Consider the following 19,135-nt stretch of genomic DNA (forward strand, 5'->3'; position numbering starts at 1 on the left):
ATGACCCAGGACGTGCACGAGGCCGTGGGGACCACCGTGTCCCCGCGGCCTCGCCGGGAGCTCACCACGGCGTTCGTGGTGAGCAGGATCGCGGTGCTGGCCGTGGCCGCGGCGATCCTGCTCTACGCCGTGCCGCCGCTGGTCGCCGCGGAGTCGTGGATCTCGCTCGCGCTGCTGGCGTCGGCCGCCGCGGCCATCGCCTACCTGTACCTGACCCGCCGCTTCATCCCGGCCAAGTACCTCGTCCCCGGCACCCTCTTCCTGATCGCCTTCCAGGTGCTGCCCGTGCTCTACACGGTGACCACGGCGTTCACGAACTTCGGCGACGGGCACCGCGGCGACAAGGCCGACGCGGTCACCGCCATCGAGACCGGCTCGGTGCGCCAGGCCCCCGGCTCGCCCGAGTACGGCCTGACCGCCGCCCTGCGCGGCGACGAGCTGGTGTTCCTGCTGGTCGACCCCAAGACCAAGCAGGTGCGTCTGGGCACCGCCGAAGGGCTGACCCCGCTGGCGGGCGCCCAGGTCGGCCTCACCGGCAAGGTGCTGTCGGCCCCCGGCGTGACCGTGCTGAAGGCGCCCGAGGCGGCCGCCCGCGGCCAGGAGATCTCGGCGCTGTCCGTGCCGACGCAGGGCGGCGCGATCAAGGCCAACGGCCTCAGCCGGGCCGTGGAGGGCAAGGCCGCGCTGGTCTACGACGCCGCCTGCGACTGCGTCAAGGGCAACGGCGGCACCTGGACGGCCGACGAGGCCCAGGGCTACTTCGTCAACGCCCAGGGCGAGCACCTGGCGCAGGGCTGGCAGGCGAACGTCGGCCTGGACAACTTCGCCCGTGTCCTGACCAACCCCACCATCTCCGGCTACTTCGTCGGCGTGCTGGGCTGGAACCTGGTGTTCGCGCTGGCCTCGGTGGCCGGCACGTTCGGGCTGGGCATGGCCGTGGCGCTGGCGCTGCACCACCCGCGCATGCGCGGCACGAAGATCTACCGGATCGCGCTGATCCTGCCGTACGCGATGCCGGCCTTCGCCATGCTGCTGGTCTGGCGGGACATGTTCAACCGCGACTTCGGCCTGATCAACCAGTTCTTCGGGCTGAGCGTCGACTGGCTCGGCGAGCCGGTCACCGCCCGCTTCGCGGTCATCCTGGTCAACCTGTGGCTCGGCTTCCCGTACATGTTCCTGGTCACCACCGGCGCGCTCCAGGCGATCCCGCGCGAGCTGACCGAGGCGGCCTCCATCGACGGCGCCACGCCGTGGAAGGCGTTCCGCCGGGTGACGCTGCCGCTGCTGCTGGTCGCGCTGACGCCGCTGCTGATCTCGTCGTTCGCGTTCAACTTCAACAACTTCAACGCCATCGCGCTCACCACCGACGGCGGGCCGTTCCCGGCCGAGAGCCCGCAGGTGGGCGCCACCGACCTGCTGATCACCTACACCTTCCGGCTGGCGTTCGGCGCGGGCGGGGCGCAGTTCGGGTTCGCCGCGGCGATCTCGGTGTTCATCTTCGCGATCGTGGCGGTCATCTCGGCCGTGGCCTTCCGCCGTACCCGCAAGCAGGAGGAGGTCTACGCATGAGGATCGCGCTCAGGCACGTGTTCGTGCTGGCGGTGTGCGTGTTCGCGCTGTTCCCGATCCTGTTCGTGGTCTCGGCCGCGATCAACCCGATGGGCACGCTGGCCTCCACCGACCTGGTGCCGTCGGGGGCGAGCCTGAACAACTTCGTCAACCTGCTCGCCTCCGACGACTATCCGTTCGGCCGGTGGTTCTTCAACTCGGTGTTCATCGCGCTGGTCTCGTCGTTCGCGAGCCTGCTGCTGTCGATGCTGGCCGCCTACGCCTTCAGCCGCATGCGCTTCGCCGGCCGCCGGGTCGGGCTGCTGGCGTTGCTGCTCATCCAGATGTTCCCGCAGTTCCTGGCCATCGTGACGATCTTCATGATCTTCACCAGGGTGACCGAGCTGTACCCGGCGTTCGGCTTCAACACCGTCTGGGGCCTGCTGCTGCTCTACCTGGGCGGCGCGCTCGGCGTGAACACCTGGCTGATGAAGGGCTTCCTCGACACCGTCCCCAAGGAGCTCGACGAGGCCGCCACCGTGGACGGCGCCACCCACGCGCAGATCTTCTGGCGGATCATCATGCCGCTGGTCACGCCGATCCTCGCGGTCACCGCGCTGCTGGCCTTCATCGGCATCATGAGCGAGTTCCTCATGGCCAACGTGTTCCTGCGCGACCCCGAGAGCAAGACCCTGGCCGTCGGCATGTACGGCATGATCGCCGGCGACCACCGCAACGCCAACTTCGGCATGTTCGCCGCCGCGACGTTGCTCACCGCCGTACCCACGGTGAGCGTGTTCCTATGGCTGCAGAAGTACATCGTCTCCGGCCTGACGGCCGGGGCTGTCAAGGGATAGGTCCATTGCGCCATGTCGGCGAGCCGCACCACGACGGCTCAGCTCTCTACGTCTCCAGCCGGGAACCGGCACTCGGCTCGCGGGTGACCCTCTGGCTGCGCGCCCCGCGCGCAGCCGGGATCACCGGGGTGCACGTGCGTACCGTCTGCGACGGCGAGCCCCGCTACGCCGAGGCCCGCGTCGACGGGTCCAGGACCGGCACGCCGGTCGCCGGCTACGGCGCGGACGACGTGTGGTGGCAGGCGGAGGTCACCGCCGTCAACCCGGTCACCCCGTACCGCTTCCTGCTGCACACCCGCCGCGGCCAGCTGTGGCTGACCGCGGCCGGCCCGGTCGGCCACGACGTGACCGACGCGAGCGACTTCCGCCTGGTCTGCCACCAGGCGCCGCCCTCGTGGATGTCGGACGCGATCGTCTACCAGATCTTCCCCGACCGGTTCGACCGCTCCGGCCCGATGCCGGACCTGCCCGACTGGGCGCTGCCGCGCGACTGGGACCGCGACCCGGTGATCCCCAGCGGCCCCGGCACCGCCCAGCAGTTCTACGGCGGCGACCTCGACGGCATCACCCGGCGCCTGGACCACATCCAGGGGCTCGGCGCCGACACCGTCTACCTGACGCCGGTCTTCCCGGCCCGCTCCAACCACCGCTACGACGCCGCGAGCTTCGAGCACGTCGACCCGCTGCTCGGCGGCGACGAGGCCCTGCACCGGCTGTCCGGCGCGCTGCACGCCCGCGGCATGCGCCTGCTCGGCGACATCACCACCAACCACTGCGGCGACGCCCACGAATGGTTCACCGCCGCCGTCTCCGACGTGAACGCCCTCGAACGGGAGATGTTCTACTTCGACCCCGACACCGGCGACTACGAGTCGTGGTGGGGCGTCAAGTCGCTGCCCAAGCTCAACTGGGGCAGCGAGCTGGTGCGCTCCAGCATGCGCGCGGTGCTGAAGAAGTGGCTCGGCCCGCTGGACGGCTGGCGCGTGGACGTCGCCAACATGACCGGCAGGCTCGGCGCCGAGGACCGCACCCACGAGGTCGCCGCCATGCTGCGCCGGCAGCTCGGCCCCGAGGCCGCCTTCATCGCCGAGCACAACCACGACGCCTCGCTCGACCTCGACCGCGACGGCTGGCACGGCACCATGAACTACGGCGGCTTCACCCGTCCGGTCTGGGCCTGGCTGCGCGGCCCCGAGCTGGACCTGCCGCACTTCCTCGGCGTGCCGGGCGGCGTGCCCGAGCGCGACGGCACCGACACCCTGGCCACGTTCAGGTCCTTCGCCTCGCACATGTCCTGGCGCTCGCTCACGCACTCCTGGCAGCTCCTGGACTCCCACGACTCGCCGCGCATCCGCACGGTGACCGGCTCGCGCGAACGCCACCTGCCGGCCCTCGGCCTGCAGGCCACGCTGCCCGGCACGCCCATGGTCTTCGCCGGCAGCGAGTTCGGCCTGACCGGGATCAACGGGGAGCACTCGCGCACCCCCATGCCCTGGAACCGGCCGCACGACCAGGACCTGGCGACCCTGTCGGCCTACCGCGAGCTGCTCGGGCTGCGCCGCGCCGAGCCCGCGCTGCGTCACGGAGGGTTGCGCTGGCTGCACTCCGACGCCGACTGCCTGGTCTTCGCGCGCGAGACGTTCGAGGAGTCGCTGCTGGTGGCCGTCCGCCGGGCGCCCGGCGCCGCGCTGCCCATCGGGGCGCAGGCCCAGGGCGTCCACAACGCCGAGGACGGCGACGTGATCCCGGGGGACGGTCCTTCGGTGTGTGTGTGGCGCATCACACGCTGATCACGCTACGGTATGGCCTGGCCCCGTACCGTCTCCAACTGGATAGTGGTGTGCCCGCATGAGGTTGCTCTCCGTAGCCGTCGCAGCATCGCTTCTCACCGTCGTACCGACCGCCGCGGAAGCCAGGGCGGCCACCACCTACTACGTCGACTCCAGGGCCGGCGACGACTCCGCCGCCGGCACCAGCCCCGACAAGCCGTGGAGGTCGCTGGAGAAGGTCAACTCCGCCGACCTCAAGCCGGGTGACATCGTCAGCCTCAAGCGGGGCGGCAGCTTCACCGGCCCGCTCAGGCTCACCGCCAACGGCACCGCCGCCCGGCCCATCGTCGTCCGCTCCCACGGCTCCGGCGCCCTGCCTCGCATCAGCGGCGACGAGCGCGACTGCGTGGTCGTCAAGGGCGCCTACTGGCAGATCAGCGGTCTGCGCGCCACCGGCTGCCGGTTCGCCGGGTTCCAGCTCGGCGGCCACCACACCGAGCTGAGCGGCGTCGCGGCCGACGGCAACGTCGCGGGCGTGTGGGTCACGCCGTCCGGCTCGCACAACACCGTCCGCGACAGCACGCTCACCGCCAACAACCGCATGAGCGTCGACGACGAGGGCGGCGACAACGACTCCGGCGCCTTCGGCGTGCTGCTCAACGGCGACGACAACCTGGTGACCCGCAACACCATCACCGGCAGCTACGCCAAGAGCCACGACTACGGCACCGACGGCGCCGCCGTCGAGATCTTCAACGGCGACCGCAACCGCATCACCCACAACCACGCGCGCGACAACGAGACCTTCACCGAGCTGGGCGCCCAGAAGGGCAAGACGGCCACCGGCAACATCTTCGCCTTCAACGTCGTCACCTCCGGCCGCAGCCGCGGCTCCTTCCTCATCACCCGCGGCCCCGGCCACGTCGTCGGCCCGGTCAAGGGCACGATCGCCGTCCAGAACTCGGTCTACCTGCCGGCCAAGGACACCATCGGCTGGTCCTGCCACGACGGCTGCGGCCCCTCCATCCTCAGGCTGCGCAACAACGTGATCGCGGTCGGCGGCGAGGCGGGCTGGGCCGACGGCAAGGGTGTCGACGACGGCGGCAGCGTCTACTACGGCCGCAAGCTCACCTTCAAGCTGGGGCCGAAGTCGGTCAGGGCCGACCCGCTGTTCGTCTCCCGCACCGACCTGCGCCTGCGTCCGGGCTCCCCGGCGCTGGGCCGCGGCCTGCCGCTGTCGCCCACCTGGTACGGCGGCGCCACCTTCGGCAAGGACATGCTGGGCCGGCCGCTGTCCGGGGCGCCGGACGCCGGGGCCTACCAGCGGTAGCGGTGTAGCCTACGGGGCATGGTCCCGGATCTTCGCCTGCCGCTGGTCAAGCAGCTCGCCGAGGCCGACGTGCCCCACCGCTTCTGGCACACCGCCGGCCCCGGCGGGCGCGTCTGGCTGTTCGAGAGCGTCGAGGGCGACGGCGAACACTGGGCGATCAGGCAGATCGAGGTCGACACCGACCGCGTCGCCCACCGCTACTGGTGGGGCCGGCTCCAGGACGATCGCGGCTTCCTCACCGACCAGCCGCTGGAGATCTGGGAGCTGACCGAGATCACCCAGGCGGCCTTCGAGGCCGTCTGGGCCGCCGCCTGAGCCCTAGCTCGCGCTTTCCAGAACGAGCGCGTTGGCCAGGCCGCCCGCCTCGCACATGGTCTGCAGGGCGTAGCGGGCGCCGCGCGAGCGCATGGCGTGCACGAGCGTGGTGGTGATGCGGGCGCCGCTGGCGCCGAGCGGATGGCCGAGGGCGATGGCGCCGCCGTTGACGTTGACCTTCGCCGGGTCGGCCCCCGTCTCCTGCAGCCAGGACAGCACGACGCTCGCGAAGGCTTCGTTGACCTCGAACAAGTCGATGTCGGACAGTGCGAGCCCGGCGCGGCGCAGCACCTTCTCCGTGGCCGGGATCACGCCGGTGAGCATGAGCAGCGGGTCGGAGCCGGTGACGGCGAAGCTGTGCAGCCGGGCCAGCGGGCGCAGGCCGAGCCGCGCGGCGGTCTCGGAGCTGGTGATCAGGACGGCCGCCGCGCCGTCGTTGATCGGGCTGGCGTTGCCCGCGGTGACCGACCAGCTGATCTGCGGGAAACGCTCGGCGTAGCCGGGGTCGGCGTAGGCGGGCCGCAGCCCGGCCAGGATCTCGGGCGTGGTGGCGGGCCTGATCGACTCGTCGCGGTCCAGGCCGGCGACCGGGGCTAGCTCGGCGCCGAAGTCGGCGGCGGCGGCCTTGGCGTGGGAGGCGGCGGCGAAGACGTCCATCTGCTCGCGGCTCAGCGACCACTTGGCGGCGATGAGCTCGGCGCTGATGCCCTGCGGGACCAGCCCCTCGGGGAAACGCGCGGCCACCGAGGGCCCGAACGGGTCGGCGCCCGGCGGCACGTTCGACCACATGGGCACCCGGCTCATCGACTCCACGCCGCAGGCCACGACCAGGTCGTACGCGCCGGACATGACGCCCTGCGCGGCGAAGTGCACGGCCTGCTGGGACGAGCCGCACTGCCGGTCGACCGTGACCGCGGGCACCGAGTCGGGGAGGCCGGCGGCCAGCCAGGCGTAGCGGGTGGTGTTCATGGCCTGCTCGCCCACCTGGTCGACGCAGCCGCCGATCACGTCGTCGACCAGCGACGGGTCCACGCCGCTGCGCTCGATCAGGGCGCGCAGGGCGTGGGCGAGCAGGTCGACGGGGTGCGTCCCGTGCAGCCCGCCGCCGGGTTTGCCCTTGCCGATCGGGGTGCGTACGGCTTGCACGATGACGGCGTCGCGCATCGCGGCCTCCTGTCCGTTGGAATTTCCAACTCACTCTAACGCGAGCGGGTTGGACTTTCCAACGCAGGCGTCACCGGGCGGCCAGGCCGTTGACGATCATGTGCAGGGCGACGTCGAAGCTGCGCTCGACCTCCTCCGGCTCGCCGCTCAGGTGTCCCCGCGTCTCGGCGAAGACGAACCCCGAGACGAACGCGTGCAGCACCTCGCTCGTCCGTCGCAGCTCCTCCTCGGGCACGCCGGAGGCGCGCAGGATGCGGTAGAGCGCCTGCCACAGCGGCAGCCGCCGGTCCTCGCTGAACTCGGGGTGGTTGTGCAGGTAGGTCCACATGGCCGGATGTTGCCGGGCGTGCCGGTGGTAGGCCAGGGCCAGGGCCCGGAGCTGGTCCTGCCACGGGGTGCCGTCGTCGGGCGGCAGCGGCAGCCGGGAGCTGACCGTCTCGCAGATGCGGGCCAGCAGCGCCTCCTTGCTCGCGACGTGGTGGTAGACCGACATGGGGTTGACGTCCAGCTCGGCGGCCAGTTTCCGCATCGACAACCCCTCGACGCCGGCCTCGTCGATCAGGCGAAGCGCCGTGGAACAGATCTCGTCAAGGCTCAGGGGGGCTCCCCTGCGTGCGCTCACTGCCATACAGCGTATGGTAGCGTCAGCCATACGGTGTATGGCTACCCGAAGGGAGCACTCATGAGGCGTATCCCCGCCCCGCAGGGCCTGCCGATCCTGGGCAACACGCTGCAGATCCCGGCCCACTCGCCGGTGGAGCACTTCGTCAAGGTCGCCGAGCGGTACGAGGAGGGCATCTTCCGGCTGGAGGTCGCCGGCCGCACGATCGTGCTCGTCCACGACCCCGACCTGGTCGCGGAGGTGTGCGACGAGAGCAGGTTCGTCAAGCGCATCAAGCCGCCGCTGTCGATCGTGCGCGACTTCGGCGGCGACGGCCTGTTCACCGCCGAGCCGCACGAGCCGGTGTGGGGGCAGGCCCACCGCATCCTGCTGCCCGCCTTCAGCCAGCGCTCGATGAAGGCGTACTACCCGCAGATGCTGGAGGTCGCCGAGCAGCTCGTCGCCTCGTGGGCCGGCCGCCAGGGGCAGGACCTGCCCGTGGCCGACGACATGACCCGGCTCACGCTGGACACGATCTCGCTGACCGGCTTCGGCTTCCGGTTCGACTCCTTCGCCTCTCCCGAGCTGCACCCGTTCCTGCAGGCCATGGGCGGCGCGCTGACCGAGGCGATGCTGCGCAACCAGCAGCTCCCGTTCGTCACCAAGCTGAAGCGCGGCCACGAGGACGCCTACCGCCGCGACATCGAGACCATGCGCGCCCTGGTGGACGACGTGATCAAGCAGCGCCGCGCCGAGGGCGCCGGCGACGCCAAGGACCTGCTCGGCCTCATGCTGGCGGCCGCCGACCCGAAGACCGGCGGCCGCCTGTCCGACGAGAACATCCGCAACCAGGTGCTCACCTTCCTCATCGCCGGGCACGAGACCACCAGCGGCCTGCTCTCCTTCGCCCTGTACAACCTGCTGCGCGACCCGCACACCCTGGCCAGGGCCTACGACGAGGTCGACCGCCTGCTGCCCGGCGACGAGCCGCCCAGCTACGAGACGATCATGAAGCTCGACGTCATCCCCCGGATCCTGGAGGAGACGCTGCGGGTCTGGTCGCCGATCCCCGCCTTCGCCGTCAGCGCCGTCGAGGCCACCACCATCGGCGGGTACGAGATCGAGGCCGACCAGAGCATCGCCGTGCTGCTGCCGTCGCTGCACCGCCATCCCAAGGCGTGGGAGCGGCCGGAGGAGTTCGACATCGACCGCTGGCTGCCGGAGAACAAGAAGGCCCACCACCCGGCGGCGTACAAGCCGTTCGGCAACGGCGAGCGGGCCTGCATCGGCCGCCAGTTCGCGCTGACCGAGGCCCGGCTCGCCCTGGCCATGATCCTGCGCCGCTTCGCCGTCTCCGACCCCGGCGCCTACCGGATGAAGATCAAGCAGACGCTGACCATCAAGCCCGACGGGTTCACCCTGCGGGTGCGCGAGCGCCGCGCCCACGAGCGCACCGCGCCCGCCGCCGACGTCCGGGCCGCAGGGGAGGGTGAGCGGCACGACCTCGCGGTCACCGGCGTGCCGCTCACCGTCGCCTACGGCTCCAACCTGGGCACCGCCGCCGACATCGCCGAGCGGCTGGCCGAGCGGGCCGGCCGGTCCGGCTTCGCCACCACCCTGACCAGCCTGGACGACCTGGCGCCGCCGTCGCAGGGCCTGCTCGTCGTGGTCGCCTCCTCCTACAACGGCAAGGCGCCCGACAACGCCCAGCGCTTCGACGCCCTGGAGGAGCTGCCCGACCTGTCGGGCGTGCGCCTGGCGGTGCTCGGCTGCGGCAACTCCCAGTGGCCGACGTACCAGGCCTTCCCGCGCCGGGCCGGCGAGAAGCTGACCGCCGCCGGGGCCGTGCCGCTCGTCGAGCGCGGCGAGGCCGACGCCGACGGCGACTTCGACGGCGACGTCTCGGCGTGGACGGCCCGGCTGTGGGCGGCGCTGGCCGAGGAGTACAGCGCCCCGGCGGGCGCGGCCGGGCCGCGCTACGAGATGGAGGTGCTCGGCGAGAGCGAGATCAGGCCGGCCGTCGTCTCCGACCGGGCCGTGCCGATGACCGTCGTGTCCAACGAGGAGCTGACCGGCGACCCCGCCGGGCTGTGGGACTTCTCGGCCGAGGCCCCGAGGCCCGGCGTGCGCTCGATCGTGGCCCGCCTGCCCGAGGGCGTCACCTACACCGCGGGCGACCACGTCGCCGTCTTCGCCAAGAACGACCCCGAGCTGGTCGAGTGGGCCCTGCGCTGCCTGCGCGTGCCGCGCGAGCAGGTGGTGCGGCTGCGCGCCGCCGGCGCCACCCACCTGCCCGTGGACACGCCGGTGACGGCCGGCCTGCTGCTGACCGAGTTCGCCGAGCTGCAGGAGGTGGCCACCAGGGCCGACCTGGAGGCCCTGGCCGCGCACACCGGCTGCCCCTGGACGCGCGGCCAGCTCGCCGAGCTGACCGCGAACTACGCCGACGAGATCCTGGCCAAGCGGGTCTCGCCGCTGGCCCTGCTGGAGCGCTTCCCGGCCGTGGAGCTGCCGCTGCCGGTGTTCCTGGAGATGGCCGGGCCGATCCGGCCGCGCTACTACTCGGTCTCCTCCTCGCCGCTGGCCGACCCGGGCCTGGTGCGGCTCACCGTCGGGCTGGTCGAGGGGCCCGCCTGGTCCGGCAGCGGCACCTACCAGGGCATGTGCTCGGCGTACCTGGCCGGGCTGCGGCCCGGTGAGGTGTTCTACGGGTACGTACGCGTGCCCGCGCCGCCGTTCCGGCTGCCCGCCGATCCGGCCACACCGGTGATCCTGGTCGGCCCCGGCACGGGGTTCGCGCCGCTGCGCGGCTTCCTGGAGGAGCGGGCGCTGAGCGGGGCGGGCGGCCGGGCCGAGGTCTTCACCGGCTGCCGCCACCCCGACCACGACTGGCTGTACCGGGACGAGGTGACCGTCTGGGCCGCCCGCGAGGAGGTGAACCTGCACACCGCGTTCTCGGCCGTGGCCGGGCATCCGTACCGGTACGTCCAGGACGCCGTGGCCGATCACGCCGAGGAGGTGTGGGAGCTGCTGGAGCAGGGCGCGTACGTGTACGTCTGCGGCGACGGCCTGCGCATGGCCCCGGCGGTGCGCCAGGCGCTGCTGGACGTCCACCGGCGGCACACCGGCGGGGACGGCGCGGCCTGGCTGGCCGCCCTGGAGGCGGACGGCCGCTACCAGCAGGACGTGTTCGCCTGATCCCCACGTGCGGGGATCGGTCTGCCTGATCCTTGAACGATCCTTGGTCGTTTTTGGGAAAACACCTGCTCAAACCGCCATCCAAGTTCGACAATCCGGACTTAGCGCCGGATCCTGGGATATAAGCGCAGCATGCGCGACATATCCGTGGAACATGCACGAAACCTGTCCACGGCACGGTGAGAGCCTCTGGGAAAGGGGGCGGCCAATGCTGCTGCGACTGAGGGTGTCCCTGCCGGACCGGCCGGGCGGCCTTGGCCAGGTCGCGAAGGCGCTGGGGGCGCTCGGCGCCGACATCCTGCAGGTCACCGTGCTGGAACGGGAGACCGGCCGGGCCGTGGACGACTTCATCGTGTCCTGGCCGGGGCCGATCAGCGCGACGGAGGTCTGCGAGCGGCTGTCGGCGACGCCGGGCGTACGCGTCGAGGGCGTCTGGCCCACCCGCGACGTGCCCGGCTCCGCCCCCGACTACGACCTGCTCATGCACGTGGCGACGGAACCCGCCCGCGGGCTGGCCACGCTGGTGGACGCCCTGCCCGCCCTGTGCGGCGCCGAGTGGTCGGTCGCGGTCGAGGACGGAGCCGTGCGGCATGCCTCGATGGCCGCCCCGGAGGTGCTGAACCTGCCCGACCCGCCACCGCGCGCGATCACCCTGGACTCGGCGGACCTGCGGCTGATGTTGCTGCCCCTCGTCCCGCAGGGCATGCACGTCGTCGTCGCCCGTGCCGGCGGGCCGGTCTTCCACCGGGCCGAGCTGGAACGCGCGGTCCGCATCGTGGACGTCGTCGCCAAGCTGGCCGCCCGCGCGCCCGGACGATTGACCGCCCAAACATCAGACGAATAACGTGAGCCTCGACCGTCCCTCCCGCGCAGAGGACCTGAGGCCATGGATTTCGAGCTGACCGACGAGCAGAAGGCCTTCCGCGAGACCCTGCGTGCCTTCGTGGAGAAGGAGATCCTGCCCGTGGCCACCGAGTGGGAGCACTCGGGCCGCTACCCCACCGAGATCGTCGAGAAGATGAAGCAGATGGGGCTGTTCGGGCTGACCGTCCCCGAGGAGTACGGCGGTCTCGGCGCCGACATGGTCTCCTTCGCGCTGGTCTTCGAGGAGATCGCGCGCGGCTGGATGGGCGTGGCCGGCACGATCGGCTCCCACTCGCTGGCCTGCTGGATGATCGCCAAACACGGCACCGACGAGCAGAAACGTCTCCACCTCGCCGACCTGGCGGCCGGCGTCCGGCGTACCGCCATCGCGCTCACCGAGCCGGGCGCCGGCACCGACCTGCAGGGCATCCAGACGCGCGCGGTCCGCGACGGCGACCACTACGTGGTGACCGGCACCAAGACGTGGATCACCAACGCCCGGCACGCCGACCCGCTGCCCGTCCTGGTCAAGACCTCGGTCACCGAGCCGGCCCACAAGGGCATGTCCGTGCTGCTCGTCGATCCGGCCTCGCCCGGCTTCGGCGTCAGCCGCGACCTGCCCAAGCTCGGCTACAAGGGCACCGAGACCTGCGAGGTCGTGCTCGACGAGGTGCGCGTGCCGGTCTCGGCGCTGCTCGGGGGCGTCGAGGGACACGGCATGCAGCAGGTACTGGGCGGGCTGGAGATCGGCCGGGTCAACATCGCCGCCCGCGCGGTCGGCGTCGCGCAGGCGGCCTACGACGCCGCCCTGGAGTACGCGCGCGAGCGCACCGCGTTCGGGCAGCCCATCGCCGACTTCCAGGCCATCCAGCTCAAGCTCGCCGACCTGGCCACCGAGATCCAGGCCGCCCGGCTGCTCACGTACTGGGCCGCCGCCCAGGCCGACGGGGGCAAGCGGGTGGACATGGAGGCGGGCATGGCCAAGTACTTCGCCTCCGAGGTGGCGCTGAAGGCCTCGCTGGAGGCGATGCGCATCCACGGCGGCTACGGCTACTCCCAGGAGTTCGTGGTCGAACGGCTCTACCGGGACGCGCCGCTGATGGCGATCGGCGAGGGCACCAACGACGTGCAGCGGCTGGTGATCGCCCGGGCCCTCGTCTCCGGCAAGGGCCGGGTGGGCTGGTAGCTAGTCGTGCCGGGGCAGCCCCGAGACCTCGTGGTCGGCATGGGACAGCGCCTCGGCGATGAGCGCCCGCACGTGCCCGTCGCGGGCCCGGTAGAGCACCCGGCGGCCGTCCCTGCGGGTGTCCACCAGACCGGCCAGCCGGAGCTTGGCCAGGTGCTGCGACACCGACGGGCGTGCCGCGCCGACCGCCTCGGCCAGGGAGTTCACGTCCAGCTCGCCGGCGGACAGTTCCCACATCAGCCGGAGCCGGGTGGCGTCGCTGAGCATGCGGAAGGCGTCCACGGCGGCGTTGACCTGGGCGGGAGTGGGTTGCTCCTGCGAATGGTCCGCACCTGAGACGTTGTCGCGTGCGTACATGACTACATATCCTGGTCGGAGCGGACGAGATGCGCAAGCGAAGGGGTGCTCATGTCTGACTCCGATACCCACCACGGTCACGGGCACGGGCACGGCCACGGTCACTGGCACGGCCACGGTCACGGGCCGGGGGAGCGGCGGGGGTTCAGGGCGCTGGCCGCCAGGGCGGCGCACGTGTTAACGCCGCACAGCCACGACAGCGCCGCCAGGACCGACAGCGCCCTGGAGTCCAGCAGCCGGGGCATGCGCGTGCTGGCCGTCTCCTTCGCGGTCCTCATGCTCACCGCCGTGATCCAGGCCGTGATCGTCGTGGCGTCGGGGTCGGTCGCGCTGCTCGGCGACACCCTGCACAACCTGGCCGACGCGCTGACCGCCGTGCCGCTGGCCATCGCGTTCTCGCTCGGCCGCCGCGCCGCCACCCGCCGCTTCACCTACGGCTACGGCAGGGCCGAGGACCTCGCGGGCATCGTCATCGTCGTGCTCATCGCCGCCTCGGCCGCGCTCGCCGGGTACGAGGCCGTCCGGCGACTGGTCGAGCCCCAGGACGTCCGGGCGCTCGGCTGGGTCGCCGCCGCCGCGCTGGCCGGGTTCGTCGGCAACGAGTGGGTGGCGCGCTACCGCATCACCGTGGGCCGCCAGATCGGCTCGGCCGCGCTCGTGGCCGACGGCCTGCACGCCAGGACCGACGGCTTCACCTCCCTGGCCGTGCTCCTCGGCGCGGGCGGCGCGGCGCTCGGGTTCCCGATCGCCGACCCGGTCGTGGGCCTGCTGATCACGGTCGCCATCTGCTTCGTCCTGCGCGACGCCGCCCGCGAGATCTACCACCGCCTCATGGACGCCGTCGACCCCGCCCTGCTGGACGAGGCCGAACGCATCCTGGCCGGCGTCCCCGGCGTCGAGCGGGTCGGCTCGGTGCGCCTGCGCTGGCTCGGCCACGCTTTGTACGCCGAGGTCGAGATCCTGGTCGACCACGCCATGTCGGTCGTGGACGCCCACACCGTGGCGGTCGAGGCCGAGCACCGCCTGATCCACGACCTGCCGCGCCTGCGCGCCGCCACCGTCCACACCGACCCCTGCGGCCCCGACGGAGCCGACCACCACGCGTCCCTGGCGACCCACCGCATCACCTAGCCCGCTGCGGGTAAGTTGGGGCGGGTGCCGACCGCCGCAACCCCCCACCCGACCACGCCCGGCGCGCCGTCCAGGCTCGCCTGGCTCGACGCCCTGCGCGGCATCGGCGCGCTCGCGGTGGTCGCCGAGCACCTGCTGCCGTGGTTCCTGCCCGCGCTGCGGCCCTACTGGTTCAGCCTCGGCGTCTACGGCATCCTGGTGTTCTTTCTGGTCAGCGGGTACATCATCCCGACCTCGCTGGAACGCCACGGCGACGTGCGGGCCTTCTGGACCAGCCGGGCCTTCCGCCTCTACCCGCTCTACCTGGCCGTGATCGCGCTGGTGCTGGCCGCGTCCTGGTGGGTGCCGGTGCGCGAGGGCGTGCCGCGCGACGGGAGCGCGGTGGCGGCCCACGCGACCATGCTGCTCGACGTCGTGAGCGTGGGCGGCGTGGCCGACACGATGTGGACGCTGTCGTACGAGATGGTGTTCTACCTGCTGGTCACGGCGCTGTTCCTGATCAGGGCGCACGAGCGCAGCGGGCTGGTGTCCGTGGCGTTCGCGGGGGCGTCCGTCGCGGTGGGGCTGGTGGTGTCGGGGGCGGTGCTGCGGGGCGGGTGGCCGGCGTACGTGTCGTGCGTGGTGTTCGCCGCCGGGCTCGCCTGTGTGGTCGGCGGCTGGTTCCGCAGGACCGCGGCGTGCGTGCTCGGGCTGATGGCGCTGGCGCTGCTGCTGCTGAGCAGCCGGGTGCCGTGGCTGGGCGCGGCCGTGGTCGCGGTCATGTTCGCCGGCACGGCGATCCACCGCTGGGAGCGCGGGCGCGGCGGCCTGTGGCCGGTCGCGGTGACGGCGGCGCTGGTCGCCGTGGCTCCGGTGTGGGCGATCGAGAGCGGCTGGTGGTGGGTCGAGGCCGACGTGTGGCTGACCACGATCGCGCTGGCGGCGGCCACCTTCGCGGGCGCGATGGCGCTGCGCGGGCGGCGGCTGCCCGCCGTGCTCACCTGGCTCGGGCTGATCAGCTACTCGCTCTACCTGGTGCACCATCCGCTGCTGAAGTACTTCGTGGAGGTCACCGGCGACCTGCGGCGGGCGCCGCTGCCGTACCAGCTCGCGATGGCCGGGCTGGCCCTGGCGCTGATCCTGGCCGTCAGCGCGCTCTCCTACCGCTACGTCGAACGCCCCATGCAGGCGCTGGGCCGGCGCGTCGCCCGGCGGGCCGCCGCCGCACGCGCCGGCGCCGCGCCGCGCGCGGTCCCCGTCACGGGCGCCTCGGCCGCGGGCGGCCAGGGCGACGGCTCGGGGCACACCGCGTAGGCCGGCACGATCCGGTCGCCGGGCTCGTGCCGCCGGCTCGTGGCGGGCAGGATGGTGTGCGGGTCATCGGCGCGGACCCCGCCGGGCCGTCGTGCGGCCTCCTCGGGGCTCTCGCCGGGCCCGGGGCTGGTCAGGGCGCGTGCCGGGGCCCCCGCGGTCGCCGGCGGGTGGGAGAGGGGCCGAGGTCATGCCGGGTTCGCTGGTGCTCATGGGGTCGGGGGAGACGAGCCCGACCATGGTCGAGGTCCACCGGGCGGTGGCCCGCGGCCTGCGCGCGGGGGCCCGTGCCGTGCTGCTCGACACGCCCTACGCCTTCCAGGAGAACGCCGCCGACATCTCCGCCCGCGCCCGCCGCTACTTCGCCCGCAGCGTGGGCCTGGAGGTCGAGGTGGCCACCGGGGTCACGGGCGCGGACTGGGTGTTCTCCGGGCCGGGCAGCCCCACGTACGCGCTCGACCGGTGGGCCGCCTCCGGCGTGGCCGGCGATCTGCGTGCCCGGGTGCGCTCCCGACAAGGGGTGACCGTGCTCGCCTCGGCCGCCGCCTGCACCGCGGGCCTGGCCACCGTGCCCGTCTACGAGATCTACAAGGTGGGCGCCGAGCCCCACTGGCGCGAGGGGATCGGCCTGCTGGAGCCGCTGGGCCTGCGGGCCGTGCTGATCCCGCACTTCGACAACGCCGAGGGCGGCACCCACGACACCCGCTACTGCTACCTGGGCGAGCGGCGGCTGTCGCGGATGGAGCGGGAGCTGCCGTCGCAGACCGCCGTCCTGGGGCTGGACGAGCACACGGCGCTGATCATCGACCTGGAGTCGGAGGCGGTGGAGGTGGCCGGGCGCGGCGGCCTGACCGTGCGGCGTCCGGGGGCGGTGACCGTGCTGCCGGCCGGGACCCGGACGAGCCTGGCCGCCGTCCGCGACCTGGCGGCGGGCGCCACCTCCGGGACGTTCGCGCCGCCGCTGCCCGCCGCCTCCTCCGCCGGGGGACCCGCCGTCACGCTGGAGGAGACGATCCGCTCCTGCGAGCAGCTGTTCAAGGACGCGGTCGGCAAGCCGGACCTGGTGGCGGCGGCGCGGCTCGTGCTCGACCTGGAGGCGGAGATCGTCACGTGGGCGGCCGACACCGAGGAGGACTCCGGCGGGGTCGAGCAGGCCCGGGAGCTGATGCGGCTGCTGATCGCCCGGCTGGGCGAGTCCGCCGCGACCGCCGGCCTGCGCCCCCTGGTCGAACCCCTGCTCGACCTGCGCGCGCAACTGCGGGGGGCCGGGCGGTACGAGGTCGCGGACGCGTTACGGGCGGCGATGGCGCGCGGCGGCGTGACCGTGGAGGACACCCCGGCCGGCCCGCGCTGGAGCCCGGCGACGGTCTAGAAGGTTCTGGCGACGCGGCGGGCCTGCTCGTCGGCCTGCTTGCGCTCGGCGTCGTAGGAGCCGGTGAGCGTGGGGTGGTGGCGGATCTCCTGCACGTCGGCGATGCCTGTCCAGCGCAGCCAGTCGCCGAAGAACGTCGACTGGAAGTCGGTGCCGAACTCCGGGCCGAGCTGCGGCCCCCACACCGCGCTGGTGTACACGACGGCCGCCCGCTTGCCGGTCAGCAGCGCGCGGTACCCCGTCTCCGGGTGGACGTCGAAGATCATCGCGGGCTGGCTGACCACGTCGATGAACTGCTTGAGCTTGTACGGCACGCCCGCGTTCCACATCGGCACGCTGAACAGGTAGCGGTCGTAGGCGTCGAACCGCTCGAACGTCCTGACCGCCGCGGCCCACGCCTCGGCCTCCTCGCCCGCGGGGGTGCCGCCGCCGAAGACCGTCATCTTGGCGCGGGCGGCGGCGGGGCCGAACTCGGGCAGGGTGCCGTCCCAGAGGTCGAACCGGTCCACGGTGTGGGCGGGGTGGGTGGCGAGGTACTCCTGGACGAACGTCTCGGCGATGGCGGCGGAGATCGATTCCGTGCCGCGGGGTGAGGCGGAGATGTGCAGCAACCTGGACATGGCGGACGCCTTTCTGGACTGTGGTCCGTTTAGTGTCGCCAACAATACGGACCGGGGTCCGGTTGGTCAAGGCTCGGCTGTGCCAGGGCATGGCGAAGGCCGGGCCCGCACTGCACGGGGGGTGCGGCGCGAGTCCGGCGGGGCGTTCGGTCGGTGCGTTCGGCGCCGGTGACGGCGGTGGCGATCCCGCTGTGCTCTCGAGGCGCGCGGGCGGGCCCGGTGGCGTGCGCCAGGGGTCAGCGGCGCGGCGGGTCGATGCGGGCGCCGTCCAGGGTGAAGATCATGAGGCGGGACAGGTCCACCGCGACCTTCGCCGCGTCCCCCGCCCGCCACATCGGCCGGTTCCCCAGCCGGACGATCAGGTCGGAGCGGCGGTGGAAGCCGCTGCCCACGTTCTGGCCGACCTGCTCCTGCTCCTCGTGCTCCTGCGGGCGCTGCGAGAAGAGCCGCCGCACCATCCCGGTCAGCCCGCCCCCGCCGTTGCGCTCGCCGTTGAGCCGGGCGCGCGGGTCCGGCGGCTCGGGCACCGGCACGGCCGGCATGCCGCACTCCAGGTACGCCAGCCACTCGTGCCCGTGGTACTCCAGCGCTCGCACCCGCCCGTAGAAGGACGGCCCGTCGTACGACTCCGGCACCGGCGCCAGCCCGTCGGGACGCATGCCGACCAGCACCTGGCCGCCCGTGTGCTGAGAGATCGCGTACGCCCTGGGATCGCTCCAGGGCATCGTGAGCCGGTGCGGGCCGAAGTCGAGCATGACATACTGGTTCTGCGGCGTTCTGACACCGGCCGCCAACAGGTTCAACTGCTGAGAGTTGAGGAAGGCCGCCACGAACGCCGTCGCTGGATCGTTGTAAATCTGGGCCGGAGTGCCGACGTCCTGCAGGACACCGCGATTCAGGATCGCGATCCGGTCGGCCAGCGTGAGCGCCTCGACCTGGTCGTGCGTGACGTAGATCGTGGTGACCCCGAGCGACCTGACCAGCGCGGAGATCTCCATCCGAAGTTCGGTGCGCATGCCCGCGTCGAGGTTCGACAGCGGCTCGTCCATGAGGAACAACTTCGGCTGCCGGACGATCGCCCGGCCCATCGCCACGCGCTGCCGCTGGCCGCCCGACAGGGTGCCGGGGCGGCGGTCGAGCGTCTCGTCGATGTGCAGCGCCTTCGACAGCTCGGTGACGCGGTCGCGCACCATCGCTGGGTCCGACTTGGCGATCTCCAGGGGGAAGGCGATGTTCCCGCGCACCGTCCGGTGGGGGTAGAGCGCGCCGTTCTGGAACACCATGGCCACGTCGCGGTCGCGCGGCGGCAGGTGGTTGGCGAGCTGGCCGTCCAGCCAGAGATCGCCTTCCGTGATCTCCTCCAGGCCGGCGATCATCCGCAACAGCGTGGACTTGCCGCAACCGGAAGGACCGAGGAGGACGAGGAACTCGCCATCCTCGGCCTGCAGGCTCAGCCGGTCGACTGCCAGGTAGTCGCCCGGATACACCTTGGTCACTTTGTCGAGAACGACCGAGCTCATGGGCCCACACCTT

Annotated in this window: 16 protein-coding genes; 11 read left to right on the forward strand and 5 right to left on the reverse strand. The window is 72.4% G+C overall.

The window, feature by feature from the left end:
• From ABZ459_RS12020 to ABZ459_RS12040, 5 genes are read left to right on the forward strand one after another with little or no spacing between them, the layout of a single operon-like run.
• Nucleotides 1-1,569: an ABC transporter permease subunit gene (locus tag ABZ459_RS12020; RefSeq protein WP_357969193.1), complete on the forward strand. Its 1,569-nt coding sequence runs from the start codon at nt 1-3 to the stop codon at nt 1,567-1,569.
• Nucleotides 1,566-2,405: a sugar ABC transporter permease gene (locus tag ABZ459_RS12025; RefSeq protein ID WP_357969195.1), complete on the forward strand. Its 840-nt coding sequence runs from the start codon at nt 1,566-1,568 to the stop codon at nt 2,403-2,405. Before ABZ459_RS12020 ends, ABZ459_RS12025 begins: the two co-directional genes overlap by 4 nt.
• A 5-nt stretch (nt 2,406-2,410) precedes the next feature.
• A complete protein-coding gene (locus tag ABZ459_RS12030; protein WP_357969197.1) occupies nt 2,411-4,195 on the forward strand; it encodes a glycoside hydrolase family 13 protein in 1,785 nt (594 codons plus the stop codon).
• A gap of 58 nt (nt 4,196-4,253) precedes the next feature.
• On the forward strand, nt 4,254-5,504 hold the full coding sequence (locus ABZ459_RS12035) for a right-handed parallel beta-helix repeat-containing protein (protein ID WP_357969200.1): 1,251 nt from the start codon (nt 4,254-4,256) through the stop codon (nt 5,502-5,504).
• An 18-nt stretch (nt 5,505-5,522) separates the two neighbouring features.
• The gene (locus ABZ459_RS12040) at nt 5,523-5,819 is read left to right on the forward strand and encodes a hypothetical protein (RefSeq protein ID WP_357969202.1); all 297 of its coding nucleotides are present in this window, start codon (nt 5,523-5,525) and stop codon (nt 5,817-5,819) included.
• 3 nt (nt 5,820-5,822) lie between these two features.
• Here the strand turns inward: ABZ459_RS12040 and ABZ459_RS12045 are convergent, their stop codons facing one another.
• Both ABZ459_RS12045 and ABZ459_RS12050 read right to left on the reverse strand, forming a co-directional pair.
• Nucleotides 5,823-6,983 (reverse strand): thiolase family protein, encoded by a 1,161-nt coding sequence (locus tag ABZ459_RS12045; protein ID WP_357969205.1) that lies wholly within the window; start codon nt 6,981-6,983, stop codon nt 5,823-5,825.
• A gap of 70 nt (nt 6,984-7,053) precedes the next feature.
• Nucleotides 7,054-7,611: a WHG domain-containing protein gene (locus ABZ459_RS12050; protein ID WP_357969207.1), complete on the reverse strand. Its 558-nt coding sequence runs from the start codon at nt 7,609-7,611 to the stop codon at nt 7,054-7,056.
• A gap of 54 nt (nt 7,612-7,665) precedes the next feature.
• Here ABZ459_RS12050 and ABZ459_RS12055 point away from each other — a divergent pair, with 54 nt between their 5' ends.
• From ABZ459_RS12055 to ABZ459_RS12065, 3 genes are all read left to right on the forward strand, one after another.
• Nucleotides 7,666-10,782 carry a cytochrome P450 gene (locus ABZ459_RS12055; protein WP_357969210.1) on the forward strand — a complete coding sequence of 1,039 codons (3,117 nt, stop codon included), beginning with the start codon at nt 7,666-7,668 and terminating at the stop codon, nt 10,780-10,782.
• 208 nt (nt 10,783-10,990) lie between these two features.
• On the forward strand, nt 10,991-11,626 hold the full coding sequence (locus tag ABZ459_RS12060) for an ACT domain-containing protein (RefSeq protein WP_357969212.1): 636 nt from the start codon (nt 10,991-10,993) through the stop codon (nt 11,624-11,626).
• A 42-nt stretch (nt 11,627-11,668) separates the two neighbouring features.
• On the forward strand, nt 11,669-12,832 hold the full coding sequence (locus tag ABZ459_RS12065; protein ID WP_357969215.1) for an acyl-CoA dehydrogenase family protein: 1,164 nt from the start codon (nt 11,669-11,671) through the stop codon (nt 12,830-12,832).
• Here ABZ459_RS12065 and ABZ459_RS12070 read toward each other — a convergent pair whose 3' ends face one another.
• Entirely contained in the window at nt 12,833-13,189 is a 357-nt protein-coding gene (locus tag ABZ459_RS12070) for a metalloregulator ArsR/SmtB family transcription factor (RefSeq protein ID WP_357969218.1), read from the reverse strand.
• A 51-nt stretch (nt 13,190-13,240) separates the two neighbouring features.
• Between ABZ459_RS12070 and ABZ459_RS12075 the strand changes: the two genes are divergently transcribed.
• The 3 genes from ABZ459_RS12075 to ABZ459_RS12085 all read left to right on the forward strand — a co-directional run bounded on the left by ABZ459_RS12075 (nt 13,241) and on the right by ABZ459_RS12085 (nt 16,982).
• Complete coding sequence (locus tag ABZ459_RS12075; RefSeq protein ID WP_357969221.1) at nt 13,241-14,320, forward strand: cation diffusion facilitator family transporter; 1,080 nt, start codon at nt 13,241-13,243, stop codon at nt 14,318-14,320.
• A 24-nt stretch (nt 14,321-14,344) separates the two neighbouring features.
• Nucleotides 14,345-15,613 carry an acyltransferase gene (locus ABZ459_RS12080; protein ID WP_357969224.1) on the forward strand — a complete coding sequence of 423 codons (1,269 nt, stop codon included), beginning with the start codon at nt 14,345-14,347 and terminating at the stop codon, nt 15,611-15,613.
• Nucleotides 15,614-15,800: 187 nt separating this feature from the next.
• Nucleotides 15,801-16,982: a hypothetical protein gene (locus tag ABZ459_RS12085; RefSeq protein ID WP_357969226.1), complete on the forward strand. Its 1,182-nt coding sequence runs from the start codon at nt 15,801-15,803 to the stop codon at nt 16,980-16,982.
• On the opposite strand, the gene ABZ459_RS12090 is transcribed toward ABZ459_RS12085, so the two are convergent.
• Both ABZ459_RS12090 and ABZ459_RS12095 read right to left on the reverse strand, forming a co-directional pair.
• Complete coding sequence (locus tag ABZ459_RS12090; RefSeq protein WP_357969229.1) at nt 16,979-17,602, reverse strand: NAD(P)H-dependent oxidoreductase; 624 nt, start codon at nt 17,600-17,602, stop codon at nt 16,979-16,981. The two genes, ABZ459_RS12085 and ABZ459_RS12090, sit on opposite strands and share 4 nt — an antisense overlap.
• A 236-nt stretch (nt 17,603-17,838) precedes the next feature.
• Entirely contained in the window at nt 17,839-19,122 is a 1,284-nt protein-coding gene (locus ABZ459_RS12095; protein ID WP_357969231.1) for an ATP-binding cassette domain-containing protein, read from the reverse strand.
• Nucleotides 19,123-19,135: the final 13 nt, after the last annotated feature.

The organism is Nonomuraea sp. NPDC005692, assembly GCF_040631115.1.
In the GTDB taxonomy this organism is placed as follows: Bacteria; Actinomycetota; Actinomycetes; order Streptosporangiales; family Streptosporangiaceae; genus Nonomuraea.